15 protein-coding genes are annotated in these 15,598 nt (G+C 50.7%); 14 read left to right on the top strand and 1 reads right to left on the bottom strand.

Annotation, left to right across the window (positions count from 1 at the left end):
• The first annotated feature begins 22 nt into the window (after positions 1-22).
• Positions 23-1,186, top strand: coding sequence for a cysteine desulfurase family protein (locus ACXMYH_RS11280; protein WP_118297095.1), 1,164 nt, complete (start codon positions 23-25; stop codon positions 1,184-1,186).
• Between the two features lie 27 nt (positions 1,187-1,213).
• Positions 1,214-2,395, top strand: a complete 1,182-nt coding sequence (gene thiI / locus ACXMYH_RS11275) for a tRNA uracil 4-sulfurtransferase ThiI (protein WP_118297094.1) — start codon at positions 1,214-1,216, stop codon at positions 2,393-2,395.
• 93 nt (positions 2,396-2,488) lie between these two features.
• On the opposite strand, the gene ACXMYH_RS11270 is transcribed toward thiI, so the two are convergent.
• Complete coding sequence (locus ACXMYH_RS11270) at positions 2,489-2,725, bottom strand: HPr family phosphocarrier protein (RefSeq protein WP_015555013.1); 237 nt, start codon at positions 2,723-2,725, stop codon at positions 2,489-2,491.
• Between the two features lie 272 nt (positions 2,726-2,997).
• On the opposite strand from ACXMYH_RS11270, the gene mtaB reads away from it, so the two are divergent.
• The 12 genes from mtaB (at position 2,998) to era (ending at position 15,544) form a co-directional block, all read left to right on the top strand.
• Entirely contained in the window at positions 2,998-4,317 is a 1,320-nt protein-coding gene (mtaB, locus tag ACXMYH_RS11265; protein WP_118321137.1) for a tRNA (N(6)-L-threonylcarbamoyladenosine(37)-C(2))-methylthiotransferase MtaB, read from the top strand.
• Positions 4,318-4,600: 283 nt separating this feature from the next.
• On the top strand, positions 4,601-4,864 hold the full coding sequence (locus ACXMYH_RS11260; protein WP_118297092.1) for an IreB family regulatory phosphoprotein: 264 nt from the start codon (positions 4,601-4,603) through the stop codon (positions 4,862-4,864).
• A gap of 118 nt (positions 4,865-4,982) precedes the next feature.
• Positions 4,983-5,426 (top strand): Holliday junction resolvase RuvX, encoded by a 444-nt coding sequence (gene ruvX, locus ACXMYH_RS11255; protein WP_118297091.1) that lies wholly within the window; start codon positions 4,983-4,985, stop codon positions 5,424-5,426.
• 80 nt (positions 5,427-5,506) lie between these two features.
• The gene (locus ACXMYH_RS11250) at positions 5,507-5,776 is read left to right on the top strand and encodes a DUF1292 domain-containing protein (protein WP_118297090.1); all 270 of its coding nucleotides are present in this window, start codon (positions 5,507-5,509) and stop codon (positions 5,774-5,776) included.
• 101 nt (positions 5,777-5,877) lie between these two features.
• Positions 5,878-6,363, top strand: a complete 486-nt coding sequence (locus ACXMYH_RS11245) for a Fur family transcriptional regulator (protein ID WP_118297089.1) — start codon at positions 5,878-5,880, stop codon at positions 6,361-6,363.
• Complete coding sequence (locus tag ACXMYH_RS11240) at positions 6,353-8,020, top strand: ribonuclease J (protein ID WP_118297144.1); 1,668 nt, start codon at positions 6,353-6,355, stop codon at positions 8,018-8,020. Before ACXMYH_RS11245 ends, ACXMYH_RS11240 begins: the two co-directional genes overlap by 11 nt.
• Before the next feature lie 169 nt (positions 8,021-8,189).
• On the top strand, positions 8,190-8,594 hold the full coding sequence (locus ACXMYH_RS11235) for an endolytic transglycosylase MltG (RefSeq protein ID WP_118297088.1): 405 nt from the start codon (positions 8,190-8,192) through the stop codon (positions 8,592-8,594).
• A complete protein-coding gene (locus tag ACXMYH_RS11230; RefSeq protein WP_486554915.1) occupies positions 8,591-9,247 on the top strand; it encodes an O-methyltransferase in 657 nt (218 codons plus the stop codon). Before ACXMYH_RS11235 ends, ACXMYH_RS11230 begins: the two co-directional genes overlap by 4 nt.
• 2 nt (positions 9,248-9,249) lie before the next feature.
• Positions 9,250-10,479: a peptidase U32 family protein gene (locus ACXMYH_RS11225; RefSeq protein ID WP_118321136.1), complete on the top strand. Its 1,230-nt coding sequence runs from the start codon at positions 9,250-9,252 to the stop codon at positions 10,477-10,479.
• A 66-nt stretch (positions 10,480-10,545) separates the two neighbouring features.
• A complete protein-coding gene (locus ACXMYH_RS11220; protein WP_486463526.1) occupies positions 10,546-11,367 on the top strand; it encodes a YdcF family protein in 822 nt (273 codons plus the stop codon).
• 208 nt (positions 11,368-11,575) lie between these two features.
• Entirely contained in the window at positions 11,576-14,509 is a 2,934-nt protein-coding gene (locus ACXMYH_RS11215) for an insulinase family protein (protein WP_329751692.1), read from the top strand.
• Positions 14,510-14,641: 132 nt separating this feature from the next.
• A complete protein-coding gene (era, locus tag ACXMYH_RS11210; RefSeq protein ID WP_015555002.1) occupies positions 14,642-15,544 on the top strand; it encodes a GTPase Era in 903 nt (300 codons plus the stop codon).
• Positions 15,545-15,598: the final 54 nt, after the last annotated feature.

The raw sequence follows: 15,598 nt of genomic DNA, 5'->3' as shown, positions 1-15,598 counted from the left end.
CAAACTGGGAGTAATAAAACTCATGGATAAGAGAGAAGTTTATTTTGACAACTCCGCGACTACCCGCGCGTTCGATGAGGTGCGCGATATCGTCGCTGAGACAATGACCGTGGATTATGGAAATACGTCCTCCAGACATATGAAAGGTGTGGAGGCGGAAAACTACATTAAGACTGCCCGCGAGGAGATCGCGAAAACGTTAAAGGTAAAGGACAAGGAGATCCTCTTTACCTCCGGCGGAACGGAGTCCAACAACATGGCGCTGATCGGTACGGCGCTTGCAAACAAGCGCGCCGGAAACCACATCATTACCTCCTGCGTGGAACATGCGTCCATCTACAATACGACAGCATTTCTTGAAGAGCTTGGTTTCCGCGTGACCTACCTTCCGGTCGACCACAACGGACATGTCTCCCTGGATGCACTCCGCGAGGCGATCTGCGACGATACGATCCTGGTGTCCGTCATGTATGTGAACAACGAGATCGGCGCTGTGGAGCCGATCGAGGAGATCGCGAAGATCATCAAGGAGAAAAAGCCGTCCGTCTACTTCCATGTTGACGCGATCCAGGCTTACGGAAAATATGTGATTCGCCCGAAAAAACAGGGGATCGATCTGTTATCTGCCAGCGGCCACAAGATCCACGGACCGAAGGGAACCGGCTTCCTCTATATCGATGAGCGCGTGAAGATCAAACCGATCATCTACGGAGGCGGTCAGCAGAAAGGTATGCGCTCCGGAACCGAGAACGTTCCGGGCTGTGCAGGACTTGGCCTTGCGGCAAAGATGGTCTATACAGACCATGACGCGAAGATCGATAAGCTCTACGCGATCAAGGATCGCATGGTGAAAGGCCTGCAGGCGATGGACGGCGTTACGGTCCACGGACTTACCGGACGTGACAGTGCACCGCAGATCGTGGCGGCAGGATTTGAGGGCGTGAGAGCGGAAGTGCTTTTACACGCATTGGAAGATAAAGGGATCTACGTTTCTTCCGGTTCCGCATGTTCATCCAACCATCCGGGTGTGTCCGGAACCTTAAAGGGGATCGGCGTGAAGGATTCCCTGCTCGATTCCACACTCCGCTTCTCCTTCGGCGCATTCAATACGGAGGAAGAGGTGGACTACTGCCTGGACGTGTTAAAAGAGCTTGTTCCGATGCTGCGGAGATACCGCAGAGCGTAAATATAGAAAACCAATGGAGGAAATTCCGTGAAATACAGATCATTTTTAATTAAATACGCAGAGATCGGCGTAAAGGGAAAGAACCGTTACCTCTTTGAGGACGCCCTTGTAAAACAGATCCATCACCGTTTAAAGAACCTGGAAGGAAAGTTCGAGGTTACAAAGGAAGCCGGAAGAATCTATGCGGAGGCATCTGAAGATTTCGATTACGATGAAGTGATCGACGCTCTTCAGCATGTATTCGGTATCGTCGGGATCTGCCCGATGGTCCAGATCGAGGACAACGGCTACGAGGACTTAAAGGCCCAGGTGGTCAAATATATCGATGACGCATATGAAGATAAACACTTTACGTTCAAAGTTGTCGCGAGACGTGCGAATAAGCAGTATCCGGTCGTTTCCGACCAGATCAACCGCGACCTCGGCGAGGTGATCTTAAACGCATTCCCGGAGACAAAAGTAAATGTCCACACACCGGACGTATTACTCCGTGTGGAAGTCCGCCACAAGATCAACATCTTCTCCGAGACGATCCCGGGACCGGGCGGAATGCCGATCGGAACCGCAGGACGTGCGATGCTGCTCTTATCCGGCGGTATCGACAGCCCGGTTGCCGGCTGGATGATCGCGAAGCGCGGCGTTACGATCGATGCGACTTATTTCCATGCTCCGCCGTATACAAGTGAGCGCGCGAAGCAGAAGGTCGTTGATCTCGCAAAACTTGTCGCAAAGTACACAGGTCCGATCCGCTTAAATATCATCAACTTTACCGATATCCAGCTCTACATCTACGACCAGTGCCCGCATGACGAGCTTACAATTATCATGCGCCGCTATATGATGAAGATCGCGGAGACGATCGCGAAGGAGAATGACTGTCTGGCACTCGTCACCGGCGAGAGCATCGGTCAGGTTGCATCCCAGACGATGCAGTCCCTCGCCGTTACAAATGAAGTCTGCGAGCTTCCGGTCATGAGACCGCTCATCGCGTTCGACAAGCAGGATATCGTGGATATTTCCTTAAAGATCGGAACTTACGAGACATCCGTTCTTCCGTATGAGGACTGCTGCACGATCTTCGTCGCAAAGCATCCGGTCACAAAGCCGAGCTTAAAGAAGATCAAAAATTCCGAAAAGAAGCTGGATGAGAAGATCGATGAACTGATGAAGACGGCACTTGAGACGAGAGAAGTGATCCGCTGCATCTAAAAAAAGGTGCAAAAAAACTGCCGGAAGTAAGATTCCGGCAGTTTTTAAAACCTTGTAACTGTTCAGTACCTTTACAGTTACACCCTTTTTTTCTTATGCTTCAATGATATACGGAGCAAGTACGGTAAGGATCTCTTCTGTGTTTCCGCCATCGTGGATATTCAGATCGATCGGCTTGGAAAGATCCAGGCTGAAGATTCCCATGATGGATTTTGCGTCGATGACGTATCTGCCGGAAACAAGGTCGAAATCGGTATCAAACTTTGTAAGGTCGTTTACAAAAGACTTCACTTTATCGATGGAGTTTAAAGAAATTTTAACGGTTTTCATGTCAGTGTTCCTCCCAATACTCGAATATTTGTTATTCTGATAAAATAGAAAAACCTACTTTCATACTAAATGGACATGCATGAAAAGTCAAGAGGTATCTTGAATAATGTTTAAGTGTTACTGTATGTTACTGTACACGGTAGAAATTTTCTGAACTGAAAATTCCGTACAATACAGTTGTGGCAGCAGATTTTGCCGATTCGGAATGCGAAGCATCGGCAAAATCCGGGTATAGTGACAGAAACTGATTATATAATATGAGGAGATAGAATATGAGAAAAGCAGCGCTTCACAATCTTGGCTGCAAGGTAAATGCGTATGAAACGGAGGCGATGGAACAGCTTCTGGAGGCCGCTGGATATGAGATCGTGGGATTTGAGGAGAAAGCGGACGTCTATGTCATCAACACCTGCTCCGTGACGAATGTGGCAGACAAGAAATCACGCCAGATGCTGCACCGCGCGAAGGCGAAAAATCCGGACGCGGTCGTTGTCGCGGCAGGCTGTTATGTGCAGGCGGCAGCGGACAAACTGAGAGAGGACGCCGCTGTCGATCTGATCATCGGAAATAACCGCAAGGCGGATCTCGTTCCGCTTTTAGACGCCTGGTTTGCCGGAAAAGAGATCAAAGAGTCCATCACGGACCTCGCGGGATCCAATGAGTACGAGAAGCTTCACATTAAAAAGCAGGCGGAACACACCCGTGCGTTCATCAAAGTCCAGGACGGATGCAACCAGTTCTGCAGCTATTGCATCATCCCGTACACGAGAGGCCGCGTCAGAAGCCGCCGGCCGGAGGACGTGGAGGAGGAAGTAAAGATCCTGGCGGAGGAAGGTTACAAGGAAATTGTCCTCACAGGCATCCATCTGACTTCCTACGGCATCGACTTCAAGGATGAGGGGATCGACTTTCTGACACTGATCAAACGGCTGCATGCGATCGATGGGATCGAGCGGATCCGCTTCGGCTCCCTGGAACCGCGTGTGATCACGGAAACGTTCGCGGAGGAGCTTTCAAAGCTTCCGAAGATCTGCCCGCATTTCCACCTCTCTTTACAGAGCGGATGCGATGACACCTTAAAGCGCATGAACCGCCATTACACCTGTGAGGAGTACGCGGAGCGCTGCGCGATCCTCAGAAAATATTTTGAGAATCCGGCGATCACGACGGACGTCATCGTGGGATTCCCGGGTGAGACGGATGCGGATTTTGAGACGACAAGGGAATTCCTTGAGAAGGTCCACTTCTATGAGATGCATGTGTTCCCGTACTCCAGACGTGCCGGAACCCGCGCGGACCGGATGCCTGACCAGGTGCCGGAGCCGGTGAAGAAGGAGCGGAGTGCCGTTCTCTTAAAACTCGAGAAAAAAATGTCCGGGGAATACCGGGAATCATTCCTCGGGACGGAGCAGGAGATCCTCCTCGAAGAGCCGGTGACGATCGACAGCGAGGTCTGCATGACCGGATATACGAAGGAATATGTGAAGGCAGCGGTCCGACTTGACGGGCGCGATCCGAAGATGCTGAAAAATACATTTGTCAGGGGAACCTTGAAGGAATTCCTGACGGAGGAGATCATGCTGCTCTCATAGAGCGGCGGAGTTACTTTTCACGGATAGGAATTTTCTGAACTGAAAATTCCGTATGATACCGTTGTGGTCGCAGATTTTGCCGATTCGGAATGCGAAGCATCGGCAAAATCACGTTACAGTGCGCGGGCATGGAATGCTCGTGTACCGTAACGCAGCGCCGCCGATGGTCAGCCGGGCAAGTTTGTATTGCAGAAACGATAAAATTAGAGTAGAATAAAGAATAGCAACAAAAGGGTTGATATAAATCTGATTTATATCAGCACAAGAGGACGTGAGGATATTTATGGGCGATATCAGTAATACACAATATTTTAAAGCGGTACAGGAAGATAAGAAGCTTGAGGTCGGCGAGGTCCTTCGTGAAGTCTACGAAGCACTGACCGAAAAAGGGTATAACCCGATCAACCAGATCGTCGGCTATATCATGTCCGGCGATCCGACCTATATTACGAGCTATAAGAGCGCGCGAAGCCTTATCATGAAAGTAGAACGTGACGAGATCCTGGAAGAGCTGATGGAGAACTATATCGAGACGAGACTCCGCTAGTCTTTCCGCAAAGGATGAGATGTCAGGTACTGAACAGATACGACGCCAGAACAAACAGCCGGGAAGGAACATATCCGGCTGGTTTTGGTATGAGGAAAAATAACAGAGGACAGAGTTTATGAGAATACTCGGACTGGATTTCGGTTCAAAGACTGTGGGAGTCGCGGTCAGTGACGGACTTCTTCTGACAGCCCAGGGCGTGGAGACGATCGAGCGCAAGGATGAGAACAAACTGCGCAAGACGTGTGCCCGGATCGAGGAGCTGATCAGGGAGTATGAGATCACGGAGATCGTTCTGGGACTCCCGAAAAATATGAACAATACAGAGGGCGAGCGCGTTGAGAAAACGAAAGCCTTCGGAGAAATGTTAGAGCGCCGTACCGGACTTCCGGTGCATTACTGGGATGAGCGTCTCACGACCGTTGCTGCGGAACAGATCCTGATGGAGAGTGGAGTGCGCCGCGAGAACAGAAAAGCGGTGATCGATAAAGTTGCCGCGGGCCTGATTTTACAGGGATATCTGGACTGCTTAAAGACGAAAGAAGATCGTCAGGAAGACTGAGAACGAAACGTGTAACTACGAAAACAGGAAACACTCGGCAGGTGGCCCGGCTGTGGGCTGCAGCAAACAGGAGAATATGTATGGAAGAGAGAAAAATCACACTGGTCGACGATGACCAGACACTCGAATTTTACGTTGTGGAAGAGACAAAATTAAACGGAGCGAACTATCTTCTCGTCACAGATGCGGAAGATGACGATGAGGAAGGTGACTGCTATATCTTAAAGGATATGTCCGGCGCTGAGGAGGCGGATGCCCTCTATGAGTTCGTGGAAGATGAGGACGAGCTGGAAGGACTCATGAAGATCTTCGCAGAGCTTCTTGACGACGTGGATCTGGAAAAACAGTAAAATAAGACAATGCGCGCCCACAACGGGCGTTTGACCCGGTCTTATCTGACGGAGATAAGACTGAGTAAATTTTTGCGGGATAGATGTTGGGAGACGAGAAAATGAACGATGAGACAGTAAAAGGACTGCTTCGCAAGGCAGGATTAAAAGTGACAAATCAGCGTATGATCGTGCTGGATATTATTGCGTCGCACCCGGCGGAACATCTGACCGCGGAAGAAATCTATGATCTGGCGAAAGTAAACAGCCCGGAGATCGGACTGGCTACGATATACAGGACTGTCCAGGTCCTTTTAGATCTGCATGTAATCGACAAAGTCACATTTGATGACGGTTTTACCCGGTATGAGCTGAACGGTGAAGAAAGCGCATCGGGACACCGCCATCACCATGCCATCTGCACAGGCTGCGGAAAGGTGTATTCCCTGGAATCGGACCTTTTAGACAGCCTGGAGGCGGAAGTGATGGAGAAACTGGGCTTTCTCGTGATGAACCACGAGGTAAAGCTCTACGGACTTTGCAGTGAGTGCAGGAAAAATGAAGAAAAAAAGAAAGAGGTTATGAATCGTGAAGAACGTGAAAAATGATACAGAAAACTGTAAAGTCAAAATTATCCCTCTCGGGGGACTGGAACAGATCGGAATGAACATGACAGCCATCGAGTACGGCGACAGCATTATCGTGATGGACTGCGGACTCGCATTTCCGAGCGACGATATGCTTGGAATCGACCTTGTCATTCCGGATGTAACCTACTTAAAAGATAACTATGAGAAGGTAAAAGGATTTGTCATCACCCACGGCCATGAGGACCATATCGGTGCGCTTCCGTACGTGTTAAAAATGGTGAACGCGCCGGTCTATGCGACCAAGCTGACTATGGGACTGATCGACCATAAACTCGAAGAGAACAACATGCTGCGCAGCGTAAAGCGCAAGGTTGTAAAACACGGACAGTCCATCAATCTCGGCTGCTTCCGCGTGGAATTTATCAAGATGAACCACTCGATCGAGGACGCGGCTGCTCTTGCTGTATTTACACCGGCGGGAATCATCTTAAATACCGGTGACTTCAAGATCGACTACACGCCGGTGTTCGGTGACGTGACCGATCTCCAGAGACTTGCGGAGCTCGGAAAGAAAGGCGTGCTCGCACTTTTATGTGATTCCACGAACGCGATCCGTCCTGGCTTTACGATGTCCGAGAAGACGGTCGGAAAGACGTTCGATGCGATCTTCGCTGAGCACCAGCAGAACAGGATCATCGTTGCGACATTCGCTTCCAACGTGGACCGCGTGCAGCAGGTCATCAACTCCGCCTGCAAGTACGGAAGAAAAGTCGTTGTGGAAGGCCGCAGCATGGTCAATGTCATCGGAACCGCACAGGAACTCGGATATATCAACATCCCGGACGGAACCCTGATCGATATCGAGCAGTTAAAGAACTATAAGGAGGAGGATACCGTCCTCATCACGACAGGAAGCCAGGGTGAGTCCATGGCGGCTCTCTCCAGAATGGCGTCCTCCATGCACAGAAAAGTATCCATTACCCCGCGCGATGTTGTCGTTTTAAGTTCTACCCCGATCCCGGGAAATGAGAAAGCCGTATCGAGAGTTATCAACGAACTCTCCATGAAGGGCGCGACCGTAATTTCCCAGGATACCCATGTATCCGGGCATGCATGCCAGGAGGAGATCAAACTCGTTTATTCTCTGGTACGTCCGAAATATGCGATCCCGATCCACGGTGAGTACCGCCACAGAATGGCACAGAAGGAGCTTGCGATTTCTCTCGGCATCCCGAAGGAGAACGTTGTGATGCTCCACACAGGAGATGTGCTCGAGATCGGTGAGAGCGGCGCAGATGTGATCGATCATGTACAGGCCGGCGGCGTTCTCGTTGACGGACTCGGTGTCGGCGATGTCGGAAATATTGTTCTCCGTGACCGCCAGAACCTTGCCCAGAACGGTATCATTATCGTTGTCCTGACACTTGAGAAACACTCCAATCTCCTGCTCTCTGGACCGGATATCGTGTCCCGCGGATTTGTCTACGTGCGTGAGTCTGAGGATCTGATGGAGGAGGCACAGGCGATCGTGGATCAGGCTGTTGCAGACTGCTTAGAGCGCCACGTATCCGACTGGGGCAAGATCAAGAACATTATCCGCGACAGCTTAAGCGACTTCTTATGGAAGCGCATCAAGAGAAACCCGATGATCCTTCCAATCATCATGGAAGTTTAAATGAACCCAGTTAGCCGTGCACTGAGCTGGGCTGAAAATTGTGTTGCAAGCTTGCTTGCATAAGCAATTTTTGGCACAGCTCAGTATAGGGGGAACGCCCCCGGCTTCTTGTTTTCATGCACATGAAAACAAGAAGATACACGGCGGAGCTACCTGCAAGGGGAATGATATGAGCAAGATAACACGAGAAATCAACAAGATCAGCCTGTTTGTCATCAGCACATCCGGACGGATCATCCTGTATGGACTTGCTGCCATCCTGATCGTCACCGGGGCGAGAAGTGCCTACTCCTTTGGCCACGGGATCTTCTATGCGCCGGCGATGGAGGCGGAGCCGGGAACAGAGAAGAGCGTGAAGCTCACCGGAAACGAGTCGGTGGAAGAGGTCGGAAAGATCTTAAAGAAAGCCGGCCTGATCCGTGATCCGCGTACCTTTACGATCCAGGCAAAATGCTATGGATACGAGGTGAAGGCCGGAACCTATGAGTTAAATACATCGAAGGACTCCAAAGAGCTGATCGATATTTTAAAGGAAAGTCCGGAAGATGCTGCGAAGGAAGATACGAAATCATGATCACGGAAAACAGACTTACGGCTTATATAAATTCCCTGGATCAGGGGGATGGGGAGCTCATTGAACAGATCGCGGAGACTGCGGTAAAAAACAGAGTTCCGATCATCCGCAGGGAGACGGCGGCACTTTTAAAGACAATGGTGACGCTTGTTTCCCCTGCCAGGATCCTGGAAGTCGGAACGGCGGTGGGGTATTCAGCGCTTTTGATGGCGTCTGTAATGCCGGAAAACTGCCGGATCACGACAATCGAAAAATATGAAAAAAGGATCCCGGAGGCGAAGGAAAATTTCCGCCTCGCAGGGATGGAAGAAAAGATCACGCTGCTGGAGGGCGACGCCGGGGAGATCCTCGCGGGGCTTTCCGGCTCCTTTGATTTTATCTTCATGGACGCGGCAAAGGGGCAGTATATCAACTGGCTGCCGGATATCCTGCGCCTGCTGAGAGACGGCGGACTCTTAATGTCTGACAATGTCCTGCAGGACGGGACGATCATGGAATCCCGCTACGCGGTGGAGCGTCGGGACCGCACGATCCATGAGAGAATGAGAGAGTATTTGTACACATTGAAACATATGGATAAATTTGAGACTTCGATCCTGCCGGTGGGCGATGGGGTCGCGCTCAGTGTAAAAAACAGGTCAGGAAAGGATTAGTTATGAGAAAAACGGAACTTCTGATTCCGGCAGGAAGCCTTGATGTCTTAAAGACGGCCGTGATCTACGGCGCCGATGCCGTATATCTCGGCGGTGAGGCATTCGGACTCCGCGCCAAAGCAAAAAACTTTACGAACGAAGAGATCATGGAAGGGATCAAATTTGCCCATGACCACGGCGTAAAGGTATATATCACGGCGAATATCCTCGCACACAACGATGACCTCCCGGGCGTGGAGGCATATTTTGAGGAATTAAAGACGATCCGTCCGGACGCGCTGATCATCTCGGATCCGGGTGTCTTTACGATCGCAAAGAGAGTTCTCCCGGATATGGAGATCCATATCAGCACACAGGCGAACAATACAAACTATGGAACTTACCTTTTCTGGCATGAACTCGGCGCAAAGCGCGTCGTCTCCGCCAGAGAGTTATCTTTAAAGGAGATCAAAGAGATCCGTGCACACATCCCGGAGGACATGGAGATTGAGAGCTTTATCCACGGCGCCATGTGCATCTCCTATTCCGGAAGATGTCTGCTCAGCAACTTCTTTACGGGGCGCGACGCGAACCAGGGTGCCTGTACCCATCCGTGCCGCTGGAAATATTCCGTTGTCGAGGAGACAAGACCGGGCGAGTACATGCCGGTCTATGAGAATGAGCGCGGAACTTATATCTTCAACTCCAAGGATCTCTGCATGATCGAACATGTGCCGGAGATGATCGATGCGGGGATCGACAGCTTTAAGATCGAGGGACGCATGAAGACGGCCCTCTACGTGGCGACTGTCGCGAGAACCTATCGCAAAGCGATCGATGATTATCTGGAGGACCCGGAAAAATATAAGGCGAACATGGAGTGGTACAAGGAAGAAATCGGAAAGTGTACGTATCGTGAGTTTACCACAGGCTTCTACTTCGGAAAACCGACTTCCGAGACCCAGATCTATGACAGCAATACTTACGTGAAGAACTATATCTACCTCGGAACCGTGGAAGAGCGGGATGCGAGAGGATTCGCGAAGATCGAGCAGAAGAATAAATTCTCTGTCGGCGAGACGATCGAGATCATGAAGCCGGATGGAAGAAATATTTCCGCGCTTGTCCGCGGCATCTACACAGAGGAAGGCGAGAGCCAGGAGAGCGCACCGCATCCGAAACAGATCCTTTATATCGATCTGGACGGGGAAGTGGAGCAGTACGATATTCTCCGCAAGAAAGAGGCGGAGTAAGATCCGGATCCGGAAAGAAGACAAAGCTGAATGGCTGCGTGCAGGATTTAGAAAGGAGGCATGATCGTGACAGTAATTTTTGGCATCCTGGGAATATTGTGTCTCATTTATTATGGTGTGATCGTGATCTACTCCGGTGCGGGAACCTCATTTTCCGCCATCTGGATCGTGCTGGCGCTGGGATTTTTTATCATGGCGGCCGTGGGAAAGTTTTATCCGCGGATCCGTGACAGAGTACCGGTGCAGATCGAAGTAGCTGTGATCACATTCTTTTCAGCGATCGCATTCATCTTCATCGTTGTGGAGCTCCTTATGGGATTCGGCGCGCTGTCTTTTCAGAAAGAGAGCGTCAATTATGTGATCGTTCTCGGTGCGCAGGTGCGCGGAAATACGATCAGCCGCACGCTGGAGCGGCGTCTGGAAAAGGCTGTGGAATACGCGGCATATCATCCGAACACGGTATTTGTGCTTTCCGGCGGACAGGGGGATGACGAGGACGTGACGGAGGCATCCGCCATGTACCGCTACATGAAGAGCCGCGGAGTCCCGGATTACCAGCTGCTTCTTGAGGAATCATCCCGCAGCACTTACGAAAATATGGTATACAGCAAAATGCTGATTACAGAGCGTGAGCGGATCCGCCGTGCGACACTCCGCGCCGCCATGGCGGAATCCGGATATCTTCTCCCCCCGGATGAGGAGATCGTGATCCGGGTAGGGATTCTCACCAGCAATTTCCACGAACTCCGCGCCAAAGGGATCGCCCGCCACGTCGGCCTCCCCAACGTCAGCGGCATCTCCGCAAAGTCGGATCCCGTGCTGTTTGTACATTTTTGCGTGAGAGAGTGTTTTGCGATATTAAAAGATAAATTTGTGGGGAATATGTAACCAAGGGGATCAAGCTTAGAAGCCCGACGCAAGCTTGCTTGCAGGCGGGATTATAAGTTTGAGACCCACTCCCCACATGAGTAAGTAGCCATTTTTTCGAAGAAAAAATGAGCGGATTACGAATGTGGGGGGGCAGGATTGCGGGAGCACGAAGTGCGGAGCAATCCGGTTACGACTATAGCGTAAAAAAGAAAGGATTTTTTCAGACATGGAGAGCCAGATCGAATCAGTCAAAGCCCTTGACGCGTATCGTCTTCGGCAGGTAAAACATATCCCGGAACTGAATTCCGACGGTATGATCTTAGAGCATAAAAAAACAGGGGCAAATATTTTCCTCATGAGCAACGAGGATGACAACAAAGTATTCTGCATCGGTTTCCGGACACCGCCGGCGGACAGCACCGGTGTTCCGCACATCATCGAGCACACCGTGCTCTGCGGATCTGATAAATTCCCGGTGAAGGACCCGTTTGTGGAACTTGTAAAGGGATCTTTGAATACATTCTTAAACGCGATGACCTACCCGGACAAGACCGTGTACCCGATCGCGAGCTGCAATGAGACGGATTTCCAGAACCTTATGGACGTATATATGGACGCCGTCTTCCATCCGAATATCGGAAAAGAGAAGAAGATCTTCATGCAGGAAGGCTGGCACTATGAGCTCGAGAGTCCGGAAGATGAGATCACCTACAACGGCGTTGTATACAACGAGATGAAAGGGGTATTTTCCTCCCCGGAGAGCGTTCTGGACAGCTTCATCCACACGGCAATGTTCCCGGATACCTGCTATGGCGTTGAGTCCGGCGGAGACCCGGAGGACATCGTAAAGCTGACTTACGAGGATTACCTTGCGTTCTATCATAAATATTATCACCCGTCCAACAGCTATATCTACCTCTACGGAGATATGGACATGGCGGAAAAATTAAAATGGCTCGATGAGGAATATCTCGGAAAGTATGACAGAAAAGAGATCGATTCCGAGATCCGGATCCAGAAAAAATTCAAGGAGCCGATCGAGCGGGAGATCTTCTATTCCGTCTCCGAGTCCGAGAGCCTTGACCATGCGACTTACCTCTCGATCAACACGCAGGCCGGAAACGAGCTCTCCCCGAAGGAGTATGTGGCGTTCCAGATCCTGGAGTATGTGCTCTTAGATGCGCCGGGCGCACCGCTTAAAAAAGCACTCTTAGACGCGGGGATCGGCGACGATATCATGGGCGGCTACGAGTATGGGATCCTGCAGCCGTATTTCTCCGTGATCGCAAAGAATGCAGAGCGTGAGCAGAAAGATGAGTTCGTGAAAGTTGTAAAATCCACACTGAGAAAACTGGTGGACGGCGGCATCGAGAAAAAGAGCCTGAAGGCCGGGATCAACAACTACGAATTCCAGTACCGCGAGGCGGACTACGGTTCTGCGCCGAAGGGACTCATGTACGGTCTCCAGTGCCTGGACAGCTGGCTCTACGGCGGCGATCCGATGATGCACTTAGAGTATGAGGAGACCTTCGCAGCCTTAAAAGAAGGCGCTGACCATGGATATTTTGAAGGACTTATCAGGACATACCTTCTCGACAACCCATATGAGGCGGTTGTGATCGCAAGCCCGAAGAAGAACCTTACCGCCCGGATCGAAGAGCAGACTGCAAAGAAGTTAAAGGAATACAAGGACAGCCTCTCCAAAGAGGAAATCGATGCGCTGATTCGCCAGACAAAGGAATTAAAAGAGTACCAGGACACCCCGTCCCCGAAGGAAGACCTCGAGAAGATCCCGATGCTGACGAGAGATGAGATCGGAAGAGAGCCTGCGAAGCTGATCTTTGAGGAGACAAAGCTTGACGGCATCACCGTGGTCCGCCACGAGATGTTCACATCCGGGATCGGATATCTGAAAGTCCTCTTCAATACGAACCGGGTTCCGATGGAAGACCTGCCGTATCTCGGACTCTTAAAATCCGTCCTCGGATATGTGGATACAAAAAATTACAGTTACAGTGATCTGAGCAGTGAGATCTTCTTAAACAGCGGCGGTGTTTCCTTCTCCGTAACCTCCTACCCGGATCTTGCGAAAGCGGGAAGCTTCACAGGAGTTTTCGTTTGTAGCGCGAGAGTCCTCTATGAGAAACTTGACTTTGGATTCGAGATCCTGGAAGAGATCATCAACCGCTCGGTTCTCGATGATGAAAAGCGCTTAAATGAGATCTTGAGCGAAGGAAAGTCAAAGTCCCAGATGAAACTCATGGGATCCGGTCACACGGCGGCCGTTGCGAGAGCGACCTCCTACTTCTCCGATACTTCCTATTTCAACGATATGACAGGTGGGATCGGATACTATAAATTCTTAGAGGACCTGGCAAAGAACTTTGAGACAAAGAACGACGAGATCATTGCCGGCCTGAAGCGTGTGATGGCAGTGCTCTTTACGAGAGAGAACATGACAGTCAGCTACACAGCTGACCAGGAAGGATTCTCTTATCTGGAAGGCGCGATGAAGAAGCTTTCTGAGAAGATCCCGGCAGGAACCGGAAAAATCTATCCGTTCACAGCACCGAAGGAGAACAGAAATGAGGGCTTTACTTCCTCCTCCAAGGTCAACTATGTGGCACACTGCGGAACCTTCGCGGGAAGCGGATATTCCTACACAGGCGCGCTGCGGATCTTAAAAGTGATGTTAAGCTATGATTATCTCTGGATCAACATCCGCGTGAAAGGCGGTGCATACGGCTGCATGAGCGGCATCGGGCGTTCCGGTGAGGGATATTTTGTCTCCTACCGTGATCCGGAGGTGAAGAAGAGTGATGATATCTATCTCGGAATCCCGGATTATCTGGAGAATTTCGAGGCGGATGAGCGCACGATGACAAAATATGTCATCGGAACCATCAGCGATATTGATACTCCGCTGACTCCGTCCTTAAAGGGAAGCCGCGGACTCTCCGCATGGTATTCCGGAGTGACGGATGAGATGCTGAAAAAAGAGCGCGAGGAGATCTTAAACGCGACCGTGGAAGATATCCGCGCCCTCGCACCGATCACAAAGGCAGTCCTTGAGACAGGAGCTGTGTGTGTAGTCGGAAATGAGGATAAGATCAAGGCGGACAGGGAACTGTTCAAGGAGATCAAACCGTTATTTGAGTAAGAAAAAAGACTGCAAAGGGAACTGTTCGGCAGGTCTGCATACCATCTGCACCGACCGGAACAGAACCTGGGACAGGAAGAAAAAATACAGGGAAAAGTACGGAAACGTTTTTGAAAAAGCTAAGGAGAATTCATGAAAAAAGGATATAAATCAGGTTTTGTGACACTGATCGGCCGTCCGAATGTTGGAAAATCCACATTGATGAACCATCTGATCGGACAGAAGATCGCGATCACGTCGGAAAAACCGCAGACCACGAGAAACAGGATCCAGACCGTGTATACAGACGAGCATGGTCAGATCATCTTCCTCGACACACCGGGGATCCACAAAGCGAAAAACAAGCTCGGTGAGTACATGGTAAACGTTGCGGAGCATACACTCCGTGAGGTCGACGTGATCTTATGGCTCGTGGAGCCGGGAACCTACATTGGTTCCGGTGAGCAGCATATCTTAAAAGTGCTGCAGACCGTAAAGACACCGGTCATCCTCGTCATCAACAAGATCGATACGGTGAAGAAAGAGGATATCTTAAAGACCATCGAGACCTACAAGGATGCATACCACTTTAAAGAGGTGATCCCGGTATCGGCGATGAAGAAGACGAACACTGACACGCTGATCCACACGATCTTCCAGTATCTGCCGGAGGGACCGCAGTACTATGATGAGGACACCGTGACCGACCAGCCGATGCGCCAGATCGCTGCGGAACTGATCCGTGAGAAAGCACTCCGCATGATGTCGGATGAGATCCCGCACGGGATCGCAGTGACGATCGAGCGGATGACGGAGCGCGACAACGGCATGTTCGATATCGATGCGACGATCATCTGTGAGAGAGAGTCCCACAAGGGGATCGTGATCGGAAAAGGCGGTCAGATGTTAAAGCGCATCGGAACCTCCGCGAGGATCGAGATCGAGAACCTCATGGACACGAAGGTCAACTTAAAGCTCTGGGTCAAGGTCCGCAAGGAGTGGAGAGATTCCGAGCTGTATATGAAGAACTACGGATATAATTCGAAAGATATCTGATCACTCTGCTGCAGCATGGCTGGTCAGGCAGACAGATTTCTGTCTGCGGCCGTA

The sequence above is a fragment of the Pilosibacter sp. NGB245 genome (assembly GCF_057397225.1).
The sequence above is the reverse complement of the archived record's forward strand: the minus strand, read 5'-3'. Positions and strand labels throughout refer to the sequence as shown.

Excerpts from the sequence above, each read along its gene's own strand:
- ACXMYH_RS11225 (WP_118321136.1), top strand. The coding sequence starts at position 9,250 with ATGAGAAAAACGGAACTTCTGATTCCGGCAGGAAGCCTTGATGTCTTA.
- ACXMYH_RS11280 (WP_118297095.1), top strand. The coding sequence starts at position 23 with ATGGATAAGAGAGAAGTTTATTTTGACAACTCCGCGACTACCCGCGCG.
- ACXMYH_RS11235 (WP_118297088.1), top strand. The coding sequence starts at position 8,190 with ATGAGCAAGATAACACGAGAAATCAACAAGATCAGCCTGTTTGTCATC.
- era (WP_015555002.1), top strand. The coding sequence starts at position 14,642 with ATGAAAAAAGGATATAAATCAGGTTTTGTGACACTGATCGGCCGTCCG.
- ACXMYH_RS11230 (WP_486554915.1), top strand. The coding sequence starts at position 8,591 with ATGATCACGGAAAACAGACTTACGGCTTATATAAATTCCCTGGATCAG.
- ACXMYH_RS11215 (WP_329751692.1), top strand. The coding sequence starts at position 11,576 with ATGGAGAGCCAGATCGAATCAGTCAAAGCCCTTGACGCGTATCGTCTT.
- ACXMYH_RS11270 (WP_015555013.1), bottom strand. The coding sequence starts at position 2,725 with ATGAAAACCGTTAAAATTTCTTTAAACTCCATCGATAAAGTGAAGTCT.
- ACXMYH_RS11250 (WP_118297090.1), top strand. The coding sequence starts at position 5,507 with ATGGAAGAGAGAAAAATCACACTGGTCGACGATGACCAGACACTCGAA.
- ACXMYH_RS11260 (WP_118297092.1), top strand. The coding sequence starts at position 4,601 with ATGGGCGATATCAGTAATACACAATATTTTAAAGCGGTACAGGAAGAT.
- ruvX (WP_118297091.1), top strand. The coding sequence starts at position 4,983 with ATGAGAATACTCGGACTGGATTTCGGTTCAAAGACTGTGGGAGTCGCG.
- mtaB (WP_118321137.1), top strand. The coding sequence starts at position 2,998 with ATGAGAAAAGCAGCGCTTCACAATCTTGGCTGCAAGGTAAATGCGTAT.
- ACXMYH_RS11245 (WP_118297089.1), top strand. The coding sequence starts at position 5,878 with ATGAACGATGAGACAGTAAAAGGACTGCTTCGCAAGGCAGGATTAAAA.